This window comes from Mycobacterium sp. 852002-10029_SCH5224772, from assembly GCF_001667315.1.
Classification (GTDB): Bacteria; Actinomycetota; Actinomycetes; order Mycobacteriales; family Mycobacteriaceae; genus Mycobacterium.
In genome coordinates this window covers 16,628-33,089 of the sequence record NZ_LZHT01000036.1, presented here as the reverse complement: position 1 = coordinate 33,089, position 16,462 = coordinate 16,628, and the positions used below count along the sequence as shown (strand labels likewise).

The 16,462-nt window shown below is 67.7% G+C and carries 16 protein-coding genes and 1 pseudogene; 13 read left to right on the top strand and 4 right to left on the bottom strand.

What is annotated here, in order from left to right:
* Positions 1-248: 248 nt before the first annotated feature.
* Together A5775_RS08095 and A5775_RS08090 are read left to right on the top strand one after the other, a co-directional pair.
* A pseudogene (locus tag A5775_RS08095) lies at positions 249-719 on the top strand (RDD family protein); the annotation flags it as partial.
* Positions 720-730: 11 nt separating this feature from the next.
* A complete protein-coding gene (locus A5775_RS08090) occupies positions 731-1,909 on the top strand; it encodes a cystathionine gamma-synthase (RefSeq protein ID WP_067250384.1) in 1,179 nt (392 codons plus the stop codon).
* 74 nt (positions 1,910-1,983) lie between these two features.
* Here A5775_RS08090 and greA read toward each other — a convergent pair whose 3' ends face one another.
* Positions 1,984-2,478: a transcription elongation factor GreA gene (gene greA, locus A5775_RS08085; protein WP_067250380.1), complete on the bottom strand. Its 495-nt coding sequence runs from the start codon at positions 2,476-2,478 to the stop codon at positions 1,984-1,986.
* Positions 2,479-2,696: 218 nt separating this feature from the next.
* On the bottom strand, positions 2,697-3,131 hold the full coding sequence (locus tag A5775_RS08080; protein ID WP_067250375.1) for a DUF4307 domain-containing protein: 435 nt from the start codon (positions 3,129-3,131) through the stop codon (positions 2,697-2,699).
* Between the two features lie 112 nt (positions 3,132-3,243).
* Between A5775_RS08080 and mca the strand changes: the two genes are divergently transcribed.
* Genes mca through A5775_RS08060 form a run of 4 tightly spaced genes read left to right on the top strand, consistent with a single transcriptional unit; the run spans position 3,244 to position 6,846 of the window.
* On the top strand, positions 3,244-4,116 hold the full coding sequence (gene mca / locus A5775_RS08075; RefSeq protein WP_067250371.1) for a mycothiol conjugate amidase Mca: 873 nt from the start codon (positions 3,244-3,246) through the stop codon (positions 4,114-4,116).
* Complete coding sequence (locus A5775_RS08070) at positions 4,113-4,430, top strand: hypothetical protein (protein WP_067250368.1); 318 nt, start codon at positions 4,113-4,115, stop codon at positions 4,428-4,430. The genes mca and A5775_RS08070 overlap by 4 nt, the downstream gene beginning before the upstream one ends.
* On the top strand, positions 4,417-6,432 hold the full coding sequence (locus A5775_RS08065) for a thioredoxin domain-containing protein (protein WP_067250365.1): 2,016 nt from the start codon (positions 4,417-4,419) through the stop codon (positions 6,430-6,432). Before A5775_RS08070 ends, A5775_RS08065 begins: the two co-directional genes overlap by 14 nt.
* A 21-nt stretch (positions 6,433-6,453) precedes the next feature.
* Positions 6,454-6,846: a nuclear transport factor 2 family protein gene (locus A5775_RS08060; RefSeq protein ID WP_067250362.1), complete on the top strand. Its 393-nt coding sequence runs from the start codon at positions 6,454-6,456 to the stop codon at positions 6,844-6,846.
* Between the two features lie 7 nt (positions 6,847-6,853).
* On the opposite strand, the gene A5775_RS08055 is transcribed toward A5775_RS08060, so the two are convergent.
* Complete coding sequence (locus tag A5775_RS08055) at positions 6,854-7,627, bottom strand: hemolysin III family protein (protein ID WP_067250361.1); 774 nt, start codon at positions 7,625-7,627, stop codon at positions 6,854-6,856.
* Positions 7,628-7,806: 179 nt separating this feature from the next.
* Between A5775_RS08055 and A5775_RS08050 the strand changes: the two genes are divergently transcribed.
* Together A5775_RS08050 and A5775_RS08045 are read left to right on the top strand one after the other, a co-directional pair.
* The gene (locus A5775_RS08050; protein WP_067250358.1) at positions 7,807-8,595 is read left to right on the top strand and encodes a (2Z,6E)-farnesyl diphosphate synthase; all 789 of its coding nucleotides are present in this window, start codon (positions 7,807-7,809) and stop codon (positions 8,593-8,595) included.
* Between the two features lie 154 nt (positions 8,596-8,749).
* The gene (locus A5775_RS08045) at positions 8,750-9,175 is read left to right on the top strand and encodes a hypothetical protein (RefSeq protein WP_067250356.1); all 426 of its coding nucleotides are present in this window, start codon (positions 8,750-8,752) and stop codon (positions 9,173-9,175) included.
* 6 nt (positions 9,176-9,181) lie between these two features.
* Here A5775_RS08045 and coaA read toward each other — a convergent pair whose 3' ends face one another.
* On the bottom strand, positions 9,182-10,120 hold the full coding sequence (gene coaA, locus A5775_RS08040) for a type I pantothenate kinase (protein WP_067250352.1): 939 nt from the start codon (positions 10,118-10,120) through the stop codon (positions 9,182-9,184).
* Between the two features lie 115 nt (positions 10,121-10,235).
* Here coaA and glyA point away from each other — a divergent pair, with 115 nt between their 5' ends.
* The 5 genes from glyA to A5775_RS08015 all read left to right on the top strand — a co-directional run bounded on the left by glyA (position 10,236) and on the right by A5775_RS08015 (position 16,456).
* The gene (glyA, locus tag A5775_RS08035) at positions 10,236-11,516 is read left to right on the top strand and encodes a serine hydroxymethyltransferase (protein ID WP_067250349.1); all 1,281 of its coding nucleotides are present in this window, start codon (positions 10,236-10,238) and stop codon (positions 11,514-11,516) included.
* Between the two features lie 118 nt (positions 11,517-11,634).
* Positions 11,635-12,462: an acyl-ACP desaturase gene (locus A5775_RS08030; RefSeq protein ID WP_067250390.1), complete on the top strand. Its 828-nt coding sequence runs from the start codon at positions 11,635-11,637 to the stop codon at positions 12,460-12,462.
* Between the two features lie 246 nt (positions 12,463-12,708).
* Positions 12,709-14,010: a PhoH family protein gene (locus A5775_RS08025; protein WP_067250346.1), complete on the top strand. Its 1,302-nt coding sequence runs from the start codon at positions 12,709-12,711 to the stop codon at positions 14,008-14,010.
* A 57-nt stretch (positions 14,011-14,067) separates the two neighbouring features.
* Positions 14,068-14,943, top strand: a complete 876-nt coding sequence (locus A5775_RS08020) for a polysaccharide deacetylase family protein (protein ID WP_067250343.1) — start codon at positions 14,068-14,070, stop codon at positions 14,941-14,943.
* 49 nt (positions 14,944-14,992) lie between these two features.
* On the top strand, positions 14,993-16,456 hold the full coding sequence (locus A5775_RS08015) for an adenylate/guanylate cyclase domain-containing protein (protein WP_067250342.1): 1,464 nt from the start codon (positions 14,993-14,995) through the stop codon (positions 16,454-16,456).
* Positions 16,457-16,462: the final 6 nt, after the last annotated feature.

The window sequence follows — 16,462 nt, the reverse complement described above, 5'->3', positions numbered from 1 at the left end:
GCGCCCCCGGGCGCCGGAGGGATGGGTGGCGGCGGGGGCGGGAACTCCTGGCCACCGGATGGCGGCTGCTGCCCGCCGGAGGGACCGGGCGACGAGGGAGGCGGCGGGTAAGCGCCGCCGGGCGGCGGTTGATCGGTCATGGGCAACCTTCCACTGCGGAACAGCTGGACGTCTCTAGCTGGACTGGCCGAATTACCGTACCTGAGCGTTTCACGGACGGGCGAGACGCGCATCGCCCGCCGGAGCCCCGCGCGCTGGCCTTCGTCATCGACATCCTTCCGTACGTCGTCGTGCACGGCATCGGCACCGCGATCCTGCTCGCCACGCAGCAGACGGCCTGCATCACCGACGTCACGCAGTACGCCGTCAACCAGTACTGCGCCACCCAGAACTCGACCATCGGCATGGTGGCGCAGTGGTTGGCGTCGATCGTCGGGCTGTTCTACCTGATCTGGAATTACGGCTACCAGCAGGGCATGACGGGGTCGAGTGTCGGCAAGTCGGTGATGAAGTTCAAAGTGGTCAGCGAGGTCACCGGCCAACCTATCGGCTTCGGCATGTCCGTGGTGCGCGCGCTGGCGCACTTCATCGACGCGATCATCTGCTTCATCGGTTTCCTTTTCCCGCTGTGGGATTCGAAGCGTCAGACGTTGGCGGACAAGATCATGACGACGGTGTGCCTGCCGATCGACGGCGCCGAAAGGCCACCCGTCGCCTAGGCTGAGCGTCGATGAGCGACGACCGCAACCGACACCCCGAGTTCACCGGGCTGGCCACCAAAGCGATTCACGCCGGCTACCGGCCGGACCCGGCGACCGGAGCGGTCAACGCCCCGATCTACGCCAGCAGCACCTTCGCCCAGGACGGCGTCGGCGCGCTGCGGGGCGGGTTCGAGTACGCGCGCACCGGCAACCCGACCCGGGCCGCCCTGGAGGCCGCGCTGGCCGCCGTCGAGGACGGCGACTACGGCCGGGCCTTCGCCTCGGGGATGGCCGCCACCGACTGCGCGCTGCGGGCGGTGCTGCGGCCGGACGATCACGTGGTGATCCCGAACGATGCCTACGGCGGCACGTTTCGGTTGATCGACAAGGTCTTCACGCAGTGGAACGTCGAGTACACGCCGGTCGCGCTGCATGACTTGGACGCCGTTGCCGCCGCGATCACGCCGCGAACCCGGATGATCTGGGTGGAAACCCCGACGAACCCGTTGTTGGCCATCGCCGATATCGCCGCCATAGCCGAACTAGCGGCCGGCAAGGACACGAAAAAGCCGGTAAAGGTGTTGGTGGACAACACGTTTGCCTCGCCCGCGCTGCAGCAGCCGTTGACGCTGGGTGCCGACATCGTGCTGCACTCCACCACCAAATACATCGGCGGGCATTCCGATGTGGTGGGCGGCGCGCTGGTCACCAACGACCAGGAACTGGACGACGCGTTCGGGTTCCTGCAGAACGGGGCGGGCGCGGTGCCCGGCCCGTTCGACGCCTACCTGACGATGCGCGGACTGAAGACTTTGGTACTGCGCATGCAGCGGCACTGCGAAAACGCCTCGGCGGTCGCGGAATTCCTTGTGGGGCATCCGGCGGTGAGCGCGGTGCTGTATCCCGGTCTACCCACTCACCCCGGGCACGAGATCGCGGCGCGGCAGATGCGCGGGTTCGGCGGCATGGTGTCGGTGCGGATGCGGGGCGGTCGGGAAGCGGCCCAAGATCTGTGCGCCGAAACCAAGGTGTTCATCCTGGCGGAATCGCTGGGTGGGGTCGAGTCGCTGATCGAGCACCCCAGCGCGATGACGCATGCGTCGACGGCCGGGTCGCAATTGGAAGTGCCGGACGATTTGGTGCGGCTGTCGGTCGGCATCGAGGACGTCGCCGACCTGCTGGCCGACCTCGAGCAGGCCCTCGCCTAGGCATCGCGAGTGTGAATCTGACGACGCGACACGTCGTTAAGCCGTCGCAGAATTCACACTCGCGGGAGAAAAGCTCAGGAGTGGTAGGGCTCCGCGCTGACCAGGGTGACCTCGACGGTGTTGCCGTTGGGCACCACGTAGCTGCGGGTCTCGCCCACCTTCGCGTCGATCAGGGCGCCGCCGAGCGGTGAGTTCGGCGAGTACACCTCGAGCTTGCCGTCGTTGACGCCCTCCTGGCGGGTCGCGATGAGGAACGTCTCGTTGTCGGACTTGTCGCCGTTGTAGTAGACCTTCACCACCGAACCGGGCAGCGCGACCCCGGACTGCTTGGGCGCTTCGCCGACCTTGGCGTTGTTGAGCAGATCCTGCAGCTGGCGAATCCGGGCCTCCTGCTGGCCCTGCTCCTCGCGGGCGGCGTGGTACCCGCCGTTCTCGCGCAGGTCACCTTCTTCGCGGCGGTCGTTGATCTCCGCGGCGATGACCGGACGATTCGCGATCAGCTGGTCGAGCTCGGTCTTGAGTCGGTCATGTGACTCTTGGGTCAGCCAGGTCACCGAAGTGTCCGTCATCTCGTCGTGCTCCTCGTATGTTGTTCCGCGAGTTCGCGTAAGTCCTGTTACTCCGCCGTCCGAAGCGTGCGGGTCCATCCCCGGGTGCTGCGGCGCCGTTCTGCCGACGGCCGCTAATGCAGCAACACGGTCCCAATCGGAACCGTGCATTCATCCATGTTACCACCGGGCGAACAGTCGATGACTCCATATTCGCTGTTCGCGGTCGATCGCAACGGTCAGGACGGGCGCAGGTAGGCGGGCACATCGGTGCCGCAGCCATAGATGTCGGCCACCGTCGGCGGCTGAGAGGATTTGACCGTCGTCGTCACCTGCACGGTGGCTGCGTCGGACGGCGGGACCAGCAGCTCGCGCCGTCCCGTCTCGCTGCCGTCGGCGGAGCGGACCCGCACGATGCAGTCCACCGGCCGCGACGGATCCGATCGGGTCACGCTGATCGTGATCGACGCCGTCTGGTCGTCGATCACCCGGTAACCGGCCAGCGTCCCCTTGACGTCGCTGGTGCCGAACCGGTGGTAGCCGATGACGGCCACGACCAGCCCGGCCGCGACGACCAGCACGCCCAGCGCGACGATCACCCATCGCCGGGGGAGACGCGCCAGCCGGGAACGCCCGTAGCGGGCCTCCGGACGCGGAGTGGGGGTTTCGGTCATACCTGGTTATGCCTGGTTTTCGGCTGCCGGGCACCGGCCGACAGCATGCAACGATGTGGAACTGGAATTATAGGGTCAGACCGGGCGACCACCAGAGGTGACAAGGGAGCACGTGAGCGAATTGCGGTTGATGGCGGTGCACGCCCACCCCGACGACGAGTCCAGCAAGGGCGCGGCCACCCTGGCCCGCTACGCCGACGAGGGCCATCGGGTGCTGGTGGTGACGTTGACCGGCGGTGAGCGCGGCGACATCCTCAACCCGGCGATGGACCTGCCCGAGGTGCACGGGCACATCGCCGAAATCCGCCGCGACGAGATGGCCAAGGCCGCCGAAATCCTCGGGGTGGAGCACACCTGGCTCGGCTTCGTCGACTCCGGATTGCCCAAGGGCGACCCGCCGCCCCCGCTGCCCGAGGGATGCTTTGCGCTGGTGCCGCTGGAGGAGTCGATCGCGGCGCTGGTCCGTGTGGTACGCGAGTTCCGGCCGCACGTGATGACCACGTACGACGAAAACGGCGGCTACCCCCACCCCGATCACATTCGCTGCCACCAGGTTTCGGTCGGCGCCTTCGAGGCGGCCGGCGATTATCGGCGCTTCCCCGACGCCGGTGAACCGTGGACGGTGTCCAAGCTGTACTACAACCACGGGTTCCTGCGGGCCCGGATGCAGTTGCTGCACGACGAGGCCCTCAAACACGGTCACGAGCCCCCGTTCAAGAAATGGCTCGAGCACTGGGACGCCGCGCATGACCCGTTCGAGTCCCGGGTCACCACGCGGGTCGAATGCTCGGCCTATTTCAGCCAGCGCGACGACGCGCTGCGGGCGCACACCACGCAGATCGATCCGGAGCACGACTTCTTCGCGGCTCCCATCGAATGGCAGCAACGGCTATGGCCCACCGAGGAATTTGAGTTGGCCCGCTCGCGGGTCCCCGCGCGGCTGCCCGAGGACGACCTGTTCGCCGGGATCGAGGCGGACGCGTGAATCACGTCGTTCTGATCGTGACCGCCGCGGCCTGGCAGGCGGACGGCGCGCCGCAGCACACCGGCCCCGACTTCGGCAAGGCCAGCCCGGTCGGGCTGCTGATCGTCGTGTTGTTGTTGATCAGCACGCTGTTTTTGTTGCGCTCGATGAACCGCCAGCTGAAGAAGGTGCCGGAGTCGTTCGACCCCCAGCATCCCGAGCCGGACCAGGCCGCCGACGAGGGGACCGACGCGGTCGACCCGGACCCAGACCACGGCCCGGAACAGGCGGACGGGTCACCGCGACCCCCGGGAACCGGCGATGAACCAGGCTGACCCGTCCGCGACGAACACCCTGGGGCTGGCCACCAGCCCATATCTGCGCCAGCACGCCGACAATCCGGTGCATTGGCAGCAGTGGACACCACAGGCGCTGGCCGACGCGGCGGCCCGCGACGTGCCGATCCTGTTGTCCGTCGGCTACGCCGCGTGTCACTGGTGCCATGTCATGGCGCACGAATCGTTCGAAGACCACGACGTCGCCGCGGCGATGAACGCGGGATTCGTCTGCATCAAAGTCGACCGCGAGGAACGCCCCGACATCGACGCGGTGTACATGAACGCCACCGTCGCCCTCACCGGGCAGGGCGGTTGGCCGATGACGTGTTTCCTCACACCGGATGGCCGGCCCTTCTTCTGCGGCACCTACTATCCGAAAGAAGGCTTCCTGCAACTACTTTCGGCTGTCTCCGCCACCTGGCGGGAGCGCCGTGGTGAGGTGGAGGAGGCGTCCGACCATATCGCCGGCGAGTTACGCAAGATGGCCGGGGCCCTTCCGGATAGCGGAACCGCGGTGGCGCCCGAGCTGTGTGACGACGCCGTCGCCTCGCTGCTCAAAGATGAGGACACGGTGCACGGTGGGTTCGGCGGTGCGCCCAAGTTCCCGCCGTCGGCGCTGCTCGAGGCGCTGCTGCGCAACTACGAACGCACCGGGTCGCCGGCGGCGCTCGAGGCGGTGGCGCGCGCGGGCAACGCGATGGCCCGTGGCGGCATCTACGACCAGCTCGGCGGCGGCTTCGCCCGATACAGCGTCGACAACGCTTGGGTGGTACCGCATTTCGAGAAGATGCTGTACGACAATGCGCTTCTGCTGCGCACATATGCGCACTGGGCCCGGCGCACCGGCGATCCGCTGGCGCGCCGGATCACCGACCAGACGGCCCGGTTTCTGCTCGACGATCTCGCTGACGGCGCCATGTTCACCTCGTCGCTGGACGCCGACGCCGACGGCCGCGAGGGCTCGACCTATGTGTGGACGCCCGAGCAGCTGAACGACGCGCTCGGACCCGACGACGGACGTTGGGCCGCAGAGGTTTTCGCGGTCACCCCGACCGGCACGTTCGAACACGGCGCCTCGGTGCTGCAGCTGCCCGCCGATCCGGCGGATCCGCAGCGGGCCGAACGCGTGCGGGCCGCGTTGTTGACCGCCCGTCGCGCGCGGGTCCAGCCCGGCCGCGACGACAAGGTCGTCACGTCCTGGAACGGGCTGGCGATCACCGCCTTGGCCGAGGCCGGCGTGGCGTTGGGCGAACCCGAGTTCTCCCAGGCCGCAGGGGATTGCGCGCGGGCGCTGCTCGACTTGCACGTCGTGGACGGCCGGCTGCGGCGCGCCAGCCTGGGCGGGGTGGTCGGCGACAGCGTCGCCATTCTCGAGGACCACGCGATGCTGTCCACCGGGCTGTTGGCGCTCTACCAGCTGACCGCCGAGGCGGACTGGCTGACCAGGGCGACCGAACTGCTGGACACCGCGTTGGCACACTTCGCCGATCCGGATCAGCCCGGCCGCTGGTTCGACACCGCCGACGACGCCGAGCGGTTGATGCTCCGGCCCGCCGACCCGCTGGACGGGGCCACCCCGTCGGGGGCGTCGTCGATCACCGAGGCGCTGCTGACCGCGACGCATGTGGTCGACGGGGCGCGCGCCGAGCGGTACCTGCGGGCCGCGGCGGACTCGCTGCGCGCGCACTCGGTGCTGCTGCAGCGCGCGCCGCGCTCGGCCGGACATTGGCTTGCCGTCGCCGAGGCGGCGGTGCGCGGACCCCTGCAGATCGCGGTGGCCTGCGACCCGTCGCGGTCGCCGCTGCTGGCGGAGGCGCGGCGGCTGGCGCCCGGCGGGGCGATCGTCGTCGGCGGGGAGGCGGATTCGTCGGCACTGCTGGCGGGACGGGGCCGGGTGGCCGGCGCCGACGCCGCCTACGTCTGCCGTGGCCGGGTCTGCGACCTGCCGGTGACCGCGGCGCCCGACCTGGCCGCCGCCCTCGGTGCGTCCGGCCACTAGCGCCGGGTTACCCTGCGTCACATGCCGAATGCCAAGGCCGAAGCGATCAGGAGCACGGTCCACCGCTACATCGAGCTGGTCGCCAAAGGCAGCGCCGACGACTTGGTCGAGTTGTACGCCGACGACGCCACGGTCGAGGACCCGGTCGGCGGCGAGGTGCACATCGGGCGCCAGGCGATCCACGGCTTCTACTCCGCGGTCGACAACCTGAAGCGCGAATGCGAACTGAAGACACTGCGCGTGGCCGGCAACGAAGCGGCCTTTCAATTCCGGCTGACCGTGACCGCCGGCGAGCACCGGATGGTGATCGAGCCGATCGACGTCATGGTCTTCGACGGCAGCGGGAAGATCGCCGCGATGCGTACTGGTCGCCCGACGACGACGTCGCGCAGAGCTAGCCCAAACGGGCCTTAGCCGCCGATCAAGCCCCCAGCAGCCACGCGTGTTCGCTCGTGTAGAAGACGGCGAACCACATGGCGATGTAGTGCAGGATCGCCGCGACCGCGGTGAAGGCATGGAAAAACTCGTGATAGCCGAACGTCCGCGGCCACGGGTCCGGCCAGCGCAGCGCGTAGAAAATGCCTCCGACGCTGTAGAACACACCGCCCACCGCCAGCAGCACCATCGCGGCCACCCCGGCCTGGTGCAGGATCGTCGGGGCGTACCAGATCGCCACCCAGCCCAGCAGCAGATACAGCGGCACACCCAGCCAGCGCGGCGCCGTCGGCCAGAACAGCTTGAGGGTGATGCCCGCCAGCGCGCCGCCCCACACGATGCACAGCACGACGACCCCGGTGTCCTGCGGCATGACCAGCCGCGCGAATGGCGTGTAGCTGCCGGCGATGAACACAAAGATCATCGAATGGTCGAGCCGTTTCATCCGAATCCGGGCCAGATCTGATTTCCAGTGCACCCGGTGATATGTGGCGCTGACCGCGAACAGCGCCACCGTGCACGCGGCGTAGATCAGCGTCGAATGACCGGCGCGCGGCGAGGAGGCCGCCCATGACACCGACACCAGCGTGGCGCCGGCGATGACGGCCAGCCAGGCCGAGTAGAAGTGGATCCAGCCGCGCATCCGGGGTTTGCCCAAGACATCGGCGGCACCTTCGGCGAGTCGCTCGACGGTGTTGCCCGGGGTGATCGGCTCGGGTTCGCGCTCCGGATTAGGGGCGGTGCTGGTCTGGCTGCTCATGTCTCCTGTGGTTTGTCTCCGCGCTAGGGATCTGGTGGGCGCGCCGTCTGGCGACGCGTAAAAGCCAGAGTAGCCAGAGATGGTTACGACACCGTGTCGACTTCTCGCGCGACTTCTCCTATGACCAGGCCGAAATTGCATCCCGGAATCGATCGCCGCTGGCAGTAGGGTGGGTCTTCGTGGAAATCATCCCGCCGCGACTCAAAGAGCCGCTGTATCGGATCTACGAGATGCGGCTGCGGCAGGGCCTGACGTCCCCCAAGTCGGAACTGCCGCGCCACATCGCGGTGCTGTGCGACGGGAACCGGCGCTGGGCGCGCGACGCGGGATATGACGACGTGAGCTACGGCTACCGCATGGGTGCGGCCAAGATCGCCGAGATGCTGCGCTGGTGCCAGGAAGCCGGCATCGAAATGACCACCGTCTACCTCCTTTCCACGGAAAACCTGCAGCGCGATCCCGAGGAGCTGGCCGGGCTCATCGAAATCATCACCGACGTCGTCGAGGAGATCTGCGCACCGGCCAACCGCTGGAGCGTGCGCACCGTCGGCGACCTCGAGCTGCTCGGCGAGCAACCGGCCCGCCGCCTGCGCGGGGCGGTGGAATCCACCCCGGTCGTGGCGCCCTTCCACGTCAACGTCGCCGTCGGCTACGGCGGCCGCCGCGAAATCGTCGACGCGGTGCGCTCGCTGTTGAGCAAGGAGCTCGCCAACGGCGCGACCGCCGAAGAGCTGATCGACACGGTCACTGTCGACGCGATCTCGGAAAACCTCTACACCTCCGGGCAGCCCGACCCCGACCTGGTGATCCGCACGTCGGGCGAGCAACGGCTCTCCGGTTTCCTGCTGTGGCAAAGCGCGTATTCCGAGATGTGGTTCACCGAGGCGCACTGGCCCGCCTTCCGCCGGGTCGACTTCCTGCGCGCGCTGCGCGACTACAGCCAGCGGCATCGCCGCTACGGCAAGTAGGGCCGGCGCCGCGGCTCCTGTGACCCGTGGGGTTGCTGTGCCCGCAGGACTGGCGCGTGTCAAATATTTACCCGATACCGGGAATAGCCGGGTGCACCCCCTCGTCTTTGTATCCGTGGCAATAGCCGAGCCCGCCATCGCGAGGAGTAATCACATGATGTCTGTTTCTGGTGTATCCGGCCTCACCACGCGGCCCCTCTACGACTCGACCGACTCGCTGTTGCGGTTTGCCGTGCGCGCCGACGCGACGCTGACGGGATTGTTCGGCTTGGTCATCGCATTTTTCGCCGACCCGCTCTCGTCGCTGACCGGCCTGACGTCCTTCCAGAACTACGCGATCGGCGCCTTCTTCGTGTTCTACGGTCTCGTGGTGTTCAGCCTCGGGGCGATGCCGGGCCTGCGCGGTGTGGGTATCGGCGTCATCGTGGCCAACGTCTTTTTCACGCTGGTCTCGATCCTGACGGCCGAAGCGTTGCCGCTGACCGTTACCGGGGCCGCACTGACGCTGGCCGGCGGCGCCTACGCGGCGGCGTTCGCCGCGTTGCAGTACCTGGGAGTGCGTCGCCTCGAGGCGGCGTGATCGCGCTCAGAGTTTGCGCAGCCGCAGCCGGTTGATGGAGTGGTCGGCGTCCTTGCGCAGCACCAGCGTGGCACGCGGCCGGGTGGGCAGGATGTTCTCGACCAGGTTGGGGCGGTTGATCGAGCGCCAGATCTCGCGGGCCGCGGCGACGGCCTTGGTGTCGTTGAGCGCCGCGTAGTGGTGGAAGTGCGATTCGGGATCGGCGAAGGCGGTGCCGCGCATGGCCAGGAACCGCGAGATGTACCACTGCTCGATGTCTTCGATCCGCGCATCCACGTACACGCCGAAGTCGAACAGGTCCGACACCATCAGGGTCGGACCGGTCTGCAAAACGTTGAGTCCCTCCAGGATCAAGATGTCGGGATGACGCACGACGTGCTTGGCCCCGGGGATGACGTCGTACTTCAAATGCGAATACACCGGGGCGCACGCGTAATCCGAGCCTGACTTGACCGAGGTCACGAACCGCATCAGCGCCCGACGGTTGTAGCTTTCCGGAAACCCCTTGCGGTGCATCAGGTTTCGCCGGTCCAGCTCGGCATTCGGGTACAGGAAGCCGTCGGTGGTCACCAGATCCACCCGGGGGTGGTGGTCCCAGCGGGCCAGCAGCGCCTGCAGCACACGCGCGGTGGTCGACTTGCCGACCGCCACGCTGCCGGCGACCCCGATGATGAACGGCACGGGCCGGTCGGGGTTTTGCTGCGGTTCGCCCAGGAACTCGGCGGTGGCGGCGAACAACCGCTGGCGGGCCGCGACCTGAAGGTGAATCAGCCGGGCCAGCGGCAGGTAAACCTCTTCGACTTCCAGCAGGTCGATTTGTTCACCGAGACCGCGCAGGCCGACGAGTTCCTCTTCGGTGAGGGCCAGCGGCGTCGACATACGAAGCGCACGCCATTGCTTTCGGTCGAACTCCACATAAGGGCTCGGCTCGCTAAGCCGCGGCATAGTGCAAGTGTTGCAGGAGCGCTGAAAAGCCCGACGGCTGGGCCGGTGAAAAGTCGGCGCTGGATAGACTGGCGCCGTGACTGCCGCACCTGACGCCCGCACCTCGACCTCTGTCATGTCTGCCCCGTTGGCCGAGGTCGACCCGGACATCGCCGAGCTGCTCGGCAAGGAGCTCGGCCGGCAACGCGACACGCTCGAGATGATCGCCTCGGAGAACTTCGTGCCGCGCGCGGTGCTGCAGGCCCAGGGCAGCGTGTTGACCAACAAGTACGCCGAGGGACTGCCGGGGCGCCGCTACTACGGCGGCTGCGAGTACGTCGACGTCGTGGAGAACATCGCCCGCGACCGGGCCAAGGCGCTCTTCGGCGCCGACTTCGCCAACGTGCAGCCGCATTCGGGCGCTCAAGCCAATGCCGCCGTGCTGGACGCGCTGATGACGCCGGGGGAGCGGCTGTTGGGTCTGGACCTGGCCAACGGCGGTCATCTGACGCACGGCATGAAGCTGAACTTCTCCGGCAAGCTCTACGAGAACGGCTTCTACGGTGTCGACCCCACCACACATCTGGTGGACATGGACGCGGTGCGCGCCAAGGCCCTCGAGTTCCGCCCCAAGGTGATCATCGCCGGTTGGTCGGCCTATCCGCGGATACTCGACTTCGCGGCGTTCGCGTCGATCGCCGACGAGGTCGACGCCAAGCTCTGGGTGGACATGGCGCACTTTGCGGGCCTGGTCGCCGCCGAACTGCACCCCTCGCCGGTGCCGCACGCCGACATCGTGTCGACCACCATTCACAAGACGCTCGGCGGTGGCCGCTCGGGCATGATCCTCGGCAAGCAGGAGTACGCCAAGGCGATCAACTCGGCGGTGTTCCCCGGCCAGCAGGGCGGACCGCTCATGCACGTCATCGCGGGCAAGGCCGTCGCGCTGAAGATCGCGAGCACCCCCGAATTCGTCGAGCGGCAGCAGCGCACCCTGTCCGGCGCGCGCATCCTCGCCGACCGGCTCTTGGCCGCCGATGTCGCCAACGCCGGCGTGTCGGTGGTCAGCGGCGGCACCGACGTGCACCTGGTGCTGGTGGATCTGCGCAACTCACCGCTCGACGGCCAGGCCGCCGAGGACTTGCTGCACGAGGTCGGCATCACCGTCAACCGCAACGCGGTGCCCAACGACCCGCGCCCGCCCATGGTCACGTCGGGTCTGCGGATCGGCACGCCCGCCCTGGCCACCCGCGGCTTCGGCGACGCAGAGTTCAGCGAGGTCGCCGACGTCATCGCCACCGCCCTGGCGGCCGGTAGCTCGGCCGACGTGACGGGACTGCGGCAGCGCGTGACACGGCTGGCCCAGGAGTTTCCGCTGTACGAGGGCCTCGAAGACTGGGCGCTGGTCGGCCGCTGACCGGCACGATGCCGGCCGGACGGCACGGCTGATCCGGGTTCGAGGACCAAAGTCACCAGTTGCTCCGACACGACCCCGGCGATTTCATGAACCTGTGTACGCGGGTTACAGTTATCTCATGGCACAGAGACCTGTCGCGAATGCGCTGACCCTGGAACTTGAGCCGGTCGTCGAAGCCAACATCGACCGCCACCTGTCCACCGAAGAACTCTGGTTCGCCCACGATTACGTGCCGTTCGAACGGGGCGAGAACTTCGCCTTCCTCGGCGGACGCGACTGGGACCCGTCGTCGATGACGCTGCCGAGGCCGTTGACCGACGCCTGCGAGATCATGCTGCTGCTCAAGGACAACCTGGCCGCACACCACCGCGAGCTTGTCGAGCATTTCATCCTGGAGGACTACTGGGGCCGCTGGCTGGGCCGGTGGACCGCCGAGGAGCACCTGCACGCCATCGCGCTGCGCGAATACCTGGTGGTGACTCGGGAGGTCGATCCGACCGCCAACGAAGAGGCCCGCGTCCAGTACGTGATGAAGGGCTACCGCGCCGACACCTACTCGCAGGTGGAGACCCTGGTGCACCTGGCGTTCACCGAACGCACGCACGCGGTGTTCTGCGAGAACCTGGCCGCCAAGCTCGAGGAGCCCATCCTGGCCGGCCTCATCGACCGGATCGCGCGCGACGAGCGGCGCCACGAGCTGTTCTTCTCCAACCTCATCGCGCACTGCCTGCAGTACACGCGCGACGAGACGATCGCGGCGATCGCCGCCCGTGCGGTCGACCTCCAGGTGCCCGGCGCCGACATCGACGCCTACCGGGACAAGGTGCAGAACGTCGCCGAGGCAGGCATTTTCGGCCCGGAGGAGCTGCGGCAGGCGATCTCCGACCGCATCACCGCATGGGGGGTCGCGGACGCGCCCGAATTGCGGCAATTCATCGTCGGCTGATCCGGCCGGCACGCTCCTCGCTCATTCCCCTCGGGGTTTGTCGCGGCTTGTCATGTCGGCGCGCCTGCACAGCGGGCACGCGACCACGGGAGTAGCGTCGTTCTCGATGGTCAGCGTCATGCTCTGCTGCCAGGGCGGCACCTCCCGTCATCACAACGGAAGGACCGGCCCCGGTCCTGGTGCTGCAGTTCCCGTCGACATGCCTGTGCGGGTCCGCGCGGGCTCATCCCGCTCGAGGAGCGCTACGTGACCGATATCCGGACCTACGTGATCGACACTTCCGTGCTGCTGTCCGACCCGTGGGCGTGCAGCCGGTTCGCCGAACACGAGGTGGTTGTTCCGCTGGTGGTGATCAGCGAACTGGAGGCCAAACGCCACCATCACGAGCTGGGATGGTTCGCCCGCCAGGCGTTGCGCCTGTTCGACGATCTTCGGCTCGTACACAGCCGCTTGGATCAGCCCATTCCCGTTGGGACACAAGGCGGTACGCTCCACGTCGAACTCAACCACACGGACCCGGCGGTGCTGCCCGCCGGCTTCCGCAGTGACAACAACGACTGCCGGATCCTCAGTTGCGCCGCCAACCTCGCCGCCGAAGGCAAGCGAGTCACGTTGGTCAGCAAGGACATTCCGCTGCGGGTGAAGGCCGCCGCGGTGGGGCTGGCCGCCGACGAGTACCACGCCCAAGACGTCGTGGTCTCCGGGTGGTCGGGGATGCGTGAGATCGAGACCGCCACCGAGGATATCGACGCGCTGTTCACCGACGGCGAGATTGACCTGGCCGAAGCCCGAGACCTGCCCTGCCACACCGGTATTCGGTTGCTCGGCGGTAGCTCCCACGCGCTGGGCCGGGTCAACGCGGACAAGCGCGTTCAGCTGGTCCGCGGTGACCGCGAAGTGTTCGGATTGCGCGGGCGATCCGCCGAACAGCGGGTGGCCCTGGACCTGCTGCTCGACGAGTCGGTCGGCATCGTGTCGATGGGCGGCAAAGCCGGCACCGGCAAGTCGGCGCTGGCGCTGTGCGCAGGCCTGGAGGCCGTGCTGGAGCGGCGGACCCAGCGCAAGGTGGTGGTCTTCCGGCCGCTGTACGCCGTCGGCGGCCAGGAGTTGGGTTACCTGCCCGGCAGCGAGAGCGAAAAGATGGGCCCGTGGGCGCAGGCCGTTTTCGACACCCTCGAGGGTCTGGCCAGCCCGGCGGTGCTCGAGGAAGTGCTGTCCCGCGGCATGCTCGAAGTGCTGCCGCTGACCCACATCCGCGGCCGCTCGCTGCACGACTCGTTCGTCATCGTCGATGAGGCGCAGTCGCTGGAGCGCAACGTGTTGCTGACCGTCCTGTCCAGGTTGGGCACCGGGTCGCGGGTGGTCCTGACCCATGACATCGCCCAGCGCGACAACTTGCGGGTCGGCCGCCACGACGGGGTCGCGGCGGTGATCGAGAAGCTCAAGGGCCACCCGCTGTTCGCCCACATCACGCTGCTGCGCAGCGAGCGATCGCCGATCGCCGCGCTGGTCACCGAGATGCTCGAGGAGATCGCCGGACCGCACTGATGGCGCCTGACCAGCGCCGTCGAGCCATGGCGGGCCTCCCTTCGATAAACTTCCACGGTGGCGAAACGACCCGACACTTTGGCCTGGCGCTACTGGCGCACGCTGGTCGGTGTCGTCGCGGCCGTCGCCGTGCTGGTGATCGGCGGGCTGACGGGGCACGTGACCCGCGCCGACAACCTGTCCTGCTCGGTCATCAAATGCGTCGCGTTGACGTTCGACGACGGGCCCGGACCCTTCAACGAACGGCTGCTGCACATCCTGAAGGACAACGACGCGAAGGCCACGTTCTTTTTGATCGGCAACAAGGTGGCCGCCGACCCGGCGGGGGCCAAGCGCATCGCCGACGCGGGGATGGAGATCGGCAGCCACACCTGGGAACACCCCAACATGAGCACCATCCCGCGGGAGGACATCGCCGCGCAGTTCTCCAAGGCGAATGACGCGATCGCCGCCGCGACCGGCCATACGCCGACTTTGTACCGGCCCGCGGGCGGACTGTCCGACGCGATGGTGCGCCAGACCGCCGGGCAATTCGGGTTGGCCGAAATCCTCTGGGATGTCATCCCTTTCGATTGGGCCAACGACTCGAACACGGCAGCGACGCGATCTATGCTGATGACCTACATCAAGCCGGGGTCGGTGGTGTTGTTCCATGACACCTACTCGAGCACAGTCGATCTGGTGTACCAGTTCATCCCGGTGCTCAAGGCCAACGGCTACCGGCTGGTGACGGTCAGCGAACTGCTGGGGCCACGCGCCCCGGGCAGCAGTTACGGCGGGCGGGAGAACGGGCCACCCGTCAACGGCCTGCACGACATCCCCGCGGGCGACATCCCCACACTGCCCGACACGCCCTCGCCGAAGCCGATGCCGAACTTCCCGATCACCGACATCCCGGGGCAGAACTCCGGCGGGCCGAACAACGGTGCCTAGCGCAAGTCTCGGGCCCGCCATGAAAGGACGAAAGTCCGCTCGGCGGTGGATGTTTCACTACGGACTTGACCTGAGCCTGTCGTATGTTCTGGCCGTCGTCGAAGCGGCCGCCATCTTGATCCCGTTGCGCGGCCACACTTCCGTCGGGGCCAACGACGACTTCGCGCGGCACAGCACCGTTCCCGTGGCGCTGCTCGTCGTGCTGGGCATCGCCGGTGTCTCGGTGGCCGGTGCCCTGAGCTTGGCCCCCACCCTGCGGTGGTTTGTGCCAGGCGACGAACCGACGCCGGAACAACGCGACGCCGTGATGAAGCTGGCGGGCCGCCAGTCGGCGATCCTGGTGACGGCCTGGGCGCTGAGCGGCGGAACCTTCATTCTGCTGAATCTCGGTGGCGGGGCCCGACTTCTGCTGCCCATCATGCTTGGCGTGCTGCTTGGCGGCACGGCTGCCGCCGGGACGGGGATGCTGCTCGCGCAACGCACCCTGCGGCCCATCATGCGTGCCGCCACGCTGGGCGCCGAGCCACGGCTGGCGGTGCCGAGTGTGTACGCGCGACTGGTTCTGCTGTGGTTTCTCTGCAGCGCGTTTCCCATCGCGGTCATCGCGACGATGGTCGTTCTCCGCTCGTATGGGTGGCTGATCGAGAAGTCCGCATCGTTGGACGTGCCGATCCTGGTGGTATCGCTGGCGGCGCTGGTGCTGGGATTGCCGACGATGATCCTGACCTCGCGGTCCATCTCGGATCCGATCGGCGAGGTCGTCGACGCCATGGCGGAGGTCGAGCATGGCCGGATGGAAACCTACGTCGGCGCCTACGAACGTTCCCAAATCGGGCGGCTGCAAACGGGATTCAACCGCATGGTGGCCGGGCTCGCCGAGCGCGACCGGCTGCGTGATTTGTTCGGGCGCCATGTCGGGGCCGACGTCGCCCAGCGCGCCGTCGAAGAGGGCGCCTCGCTGTCGGGGCACGTAGTCGAAGCGGCCGTGCTTTTCATCGACCTGGTGGGCTCCACCCAGCTCGCGGAAAGCCATCCCCCGCAGGAGGTTGCCGAGGTGCTCAACGACTTCTTCAGGATCGTCGTCAACGCCGTCGACGAACACCAAGGGATGATCAACAAATTCGCCGGTGATGCCGCGCTGGCCGTGTTCGGGGTGCCGTTGCCGACGAGCGACCCGGCGTCGTCGGCCCTGGCGACGGCCCGCACGCTGGCCACTCAACTGCGGCGATTGCCAGTCGATTTCGGCATCGGTGTCTCCGCAGGGCGCGTTTTCGCCGGCAACGTCGGGGCCGAAAACCGCTACGAATACACCGTGATCGGCGACGCCGTCAACGAAGCAGCGCGACTGGCCGACCTCGCCAAGACTTCCGACCGGCGAATCCTGTGTTCGGCGGCCGCGATCGATGCGGCCGGTGAGGCCGAACGCGGGCACTGGGCCGAATGCTATTCCACCGTGCTGCGTGGGCGATCCGAGACAACCCACGTCTCGGCGCCGACGGGCCCGGCCGGTTAGGAGGAC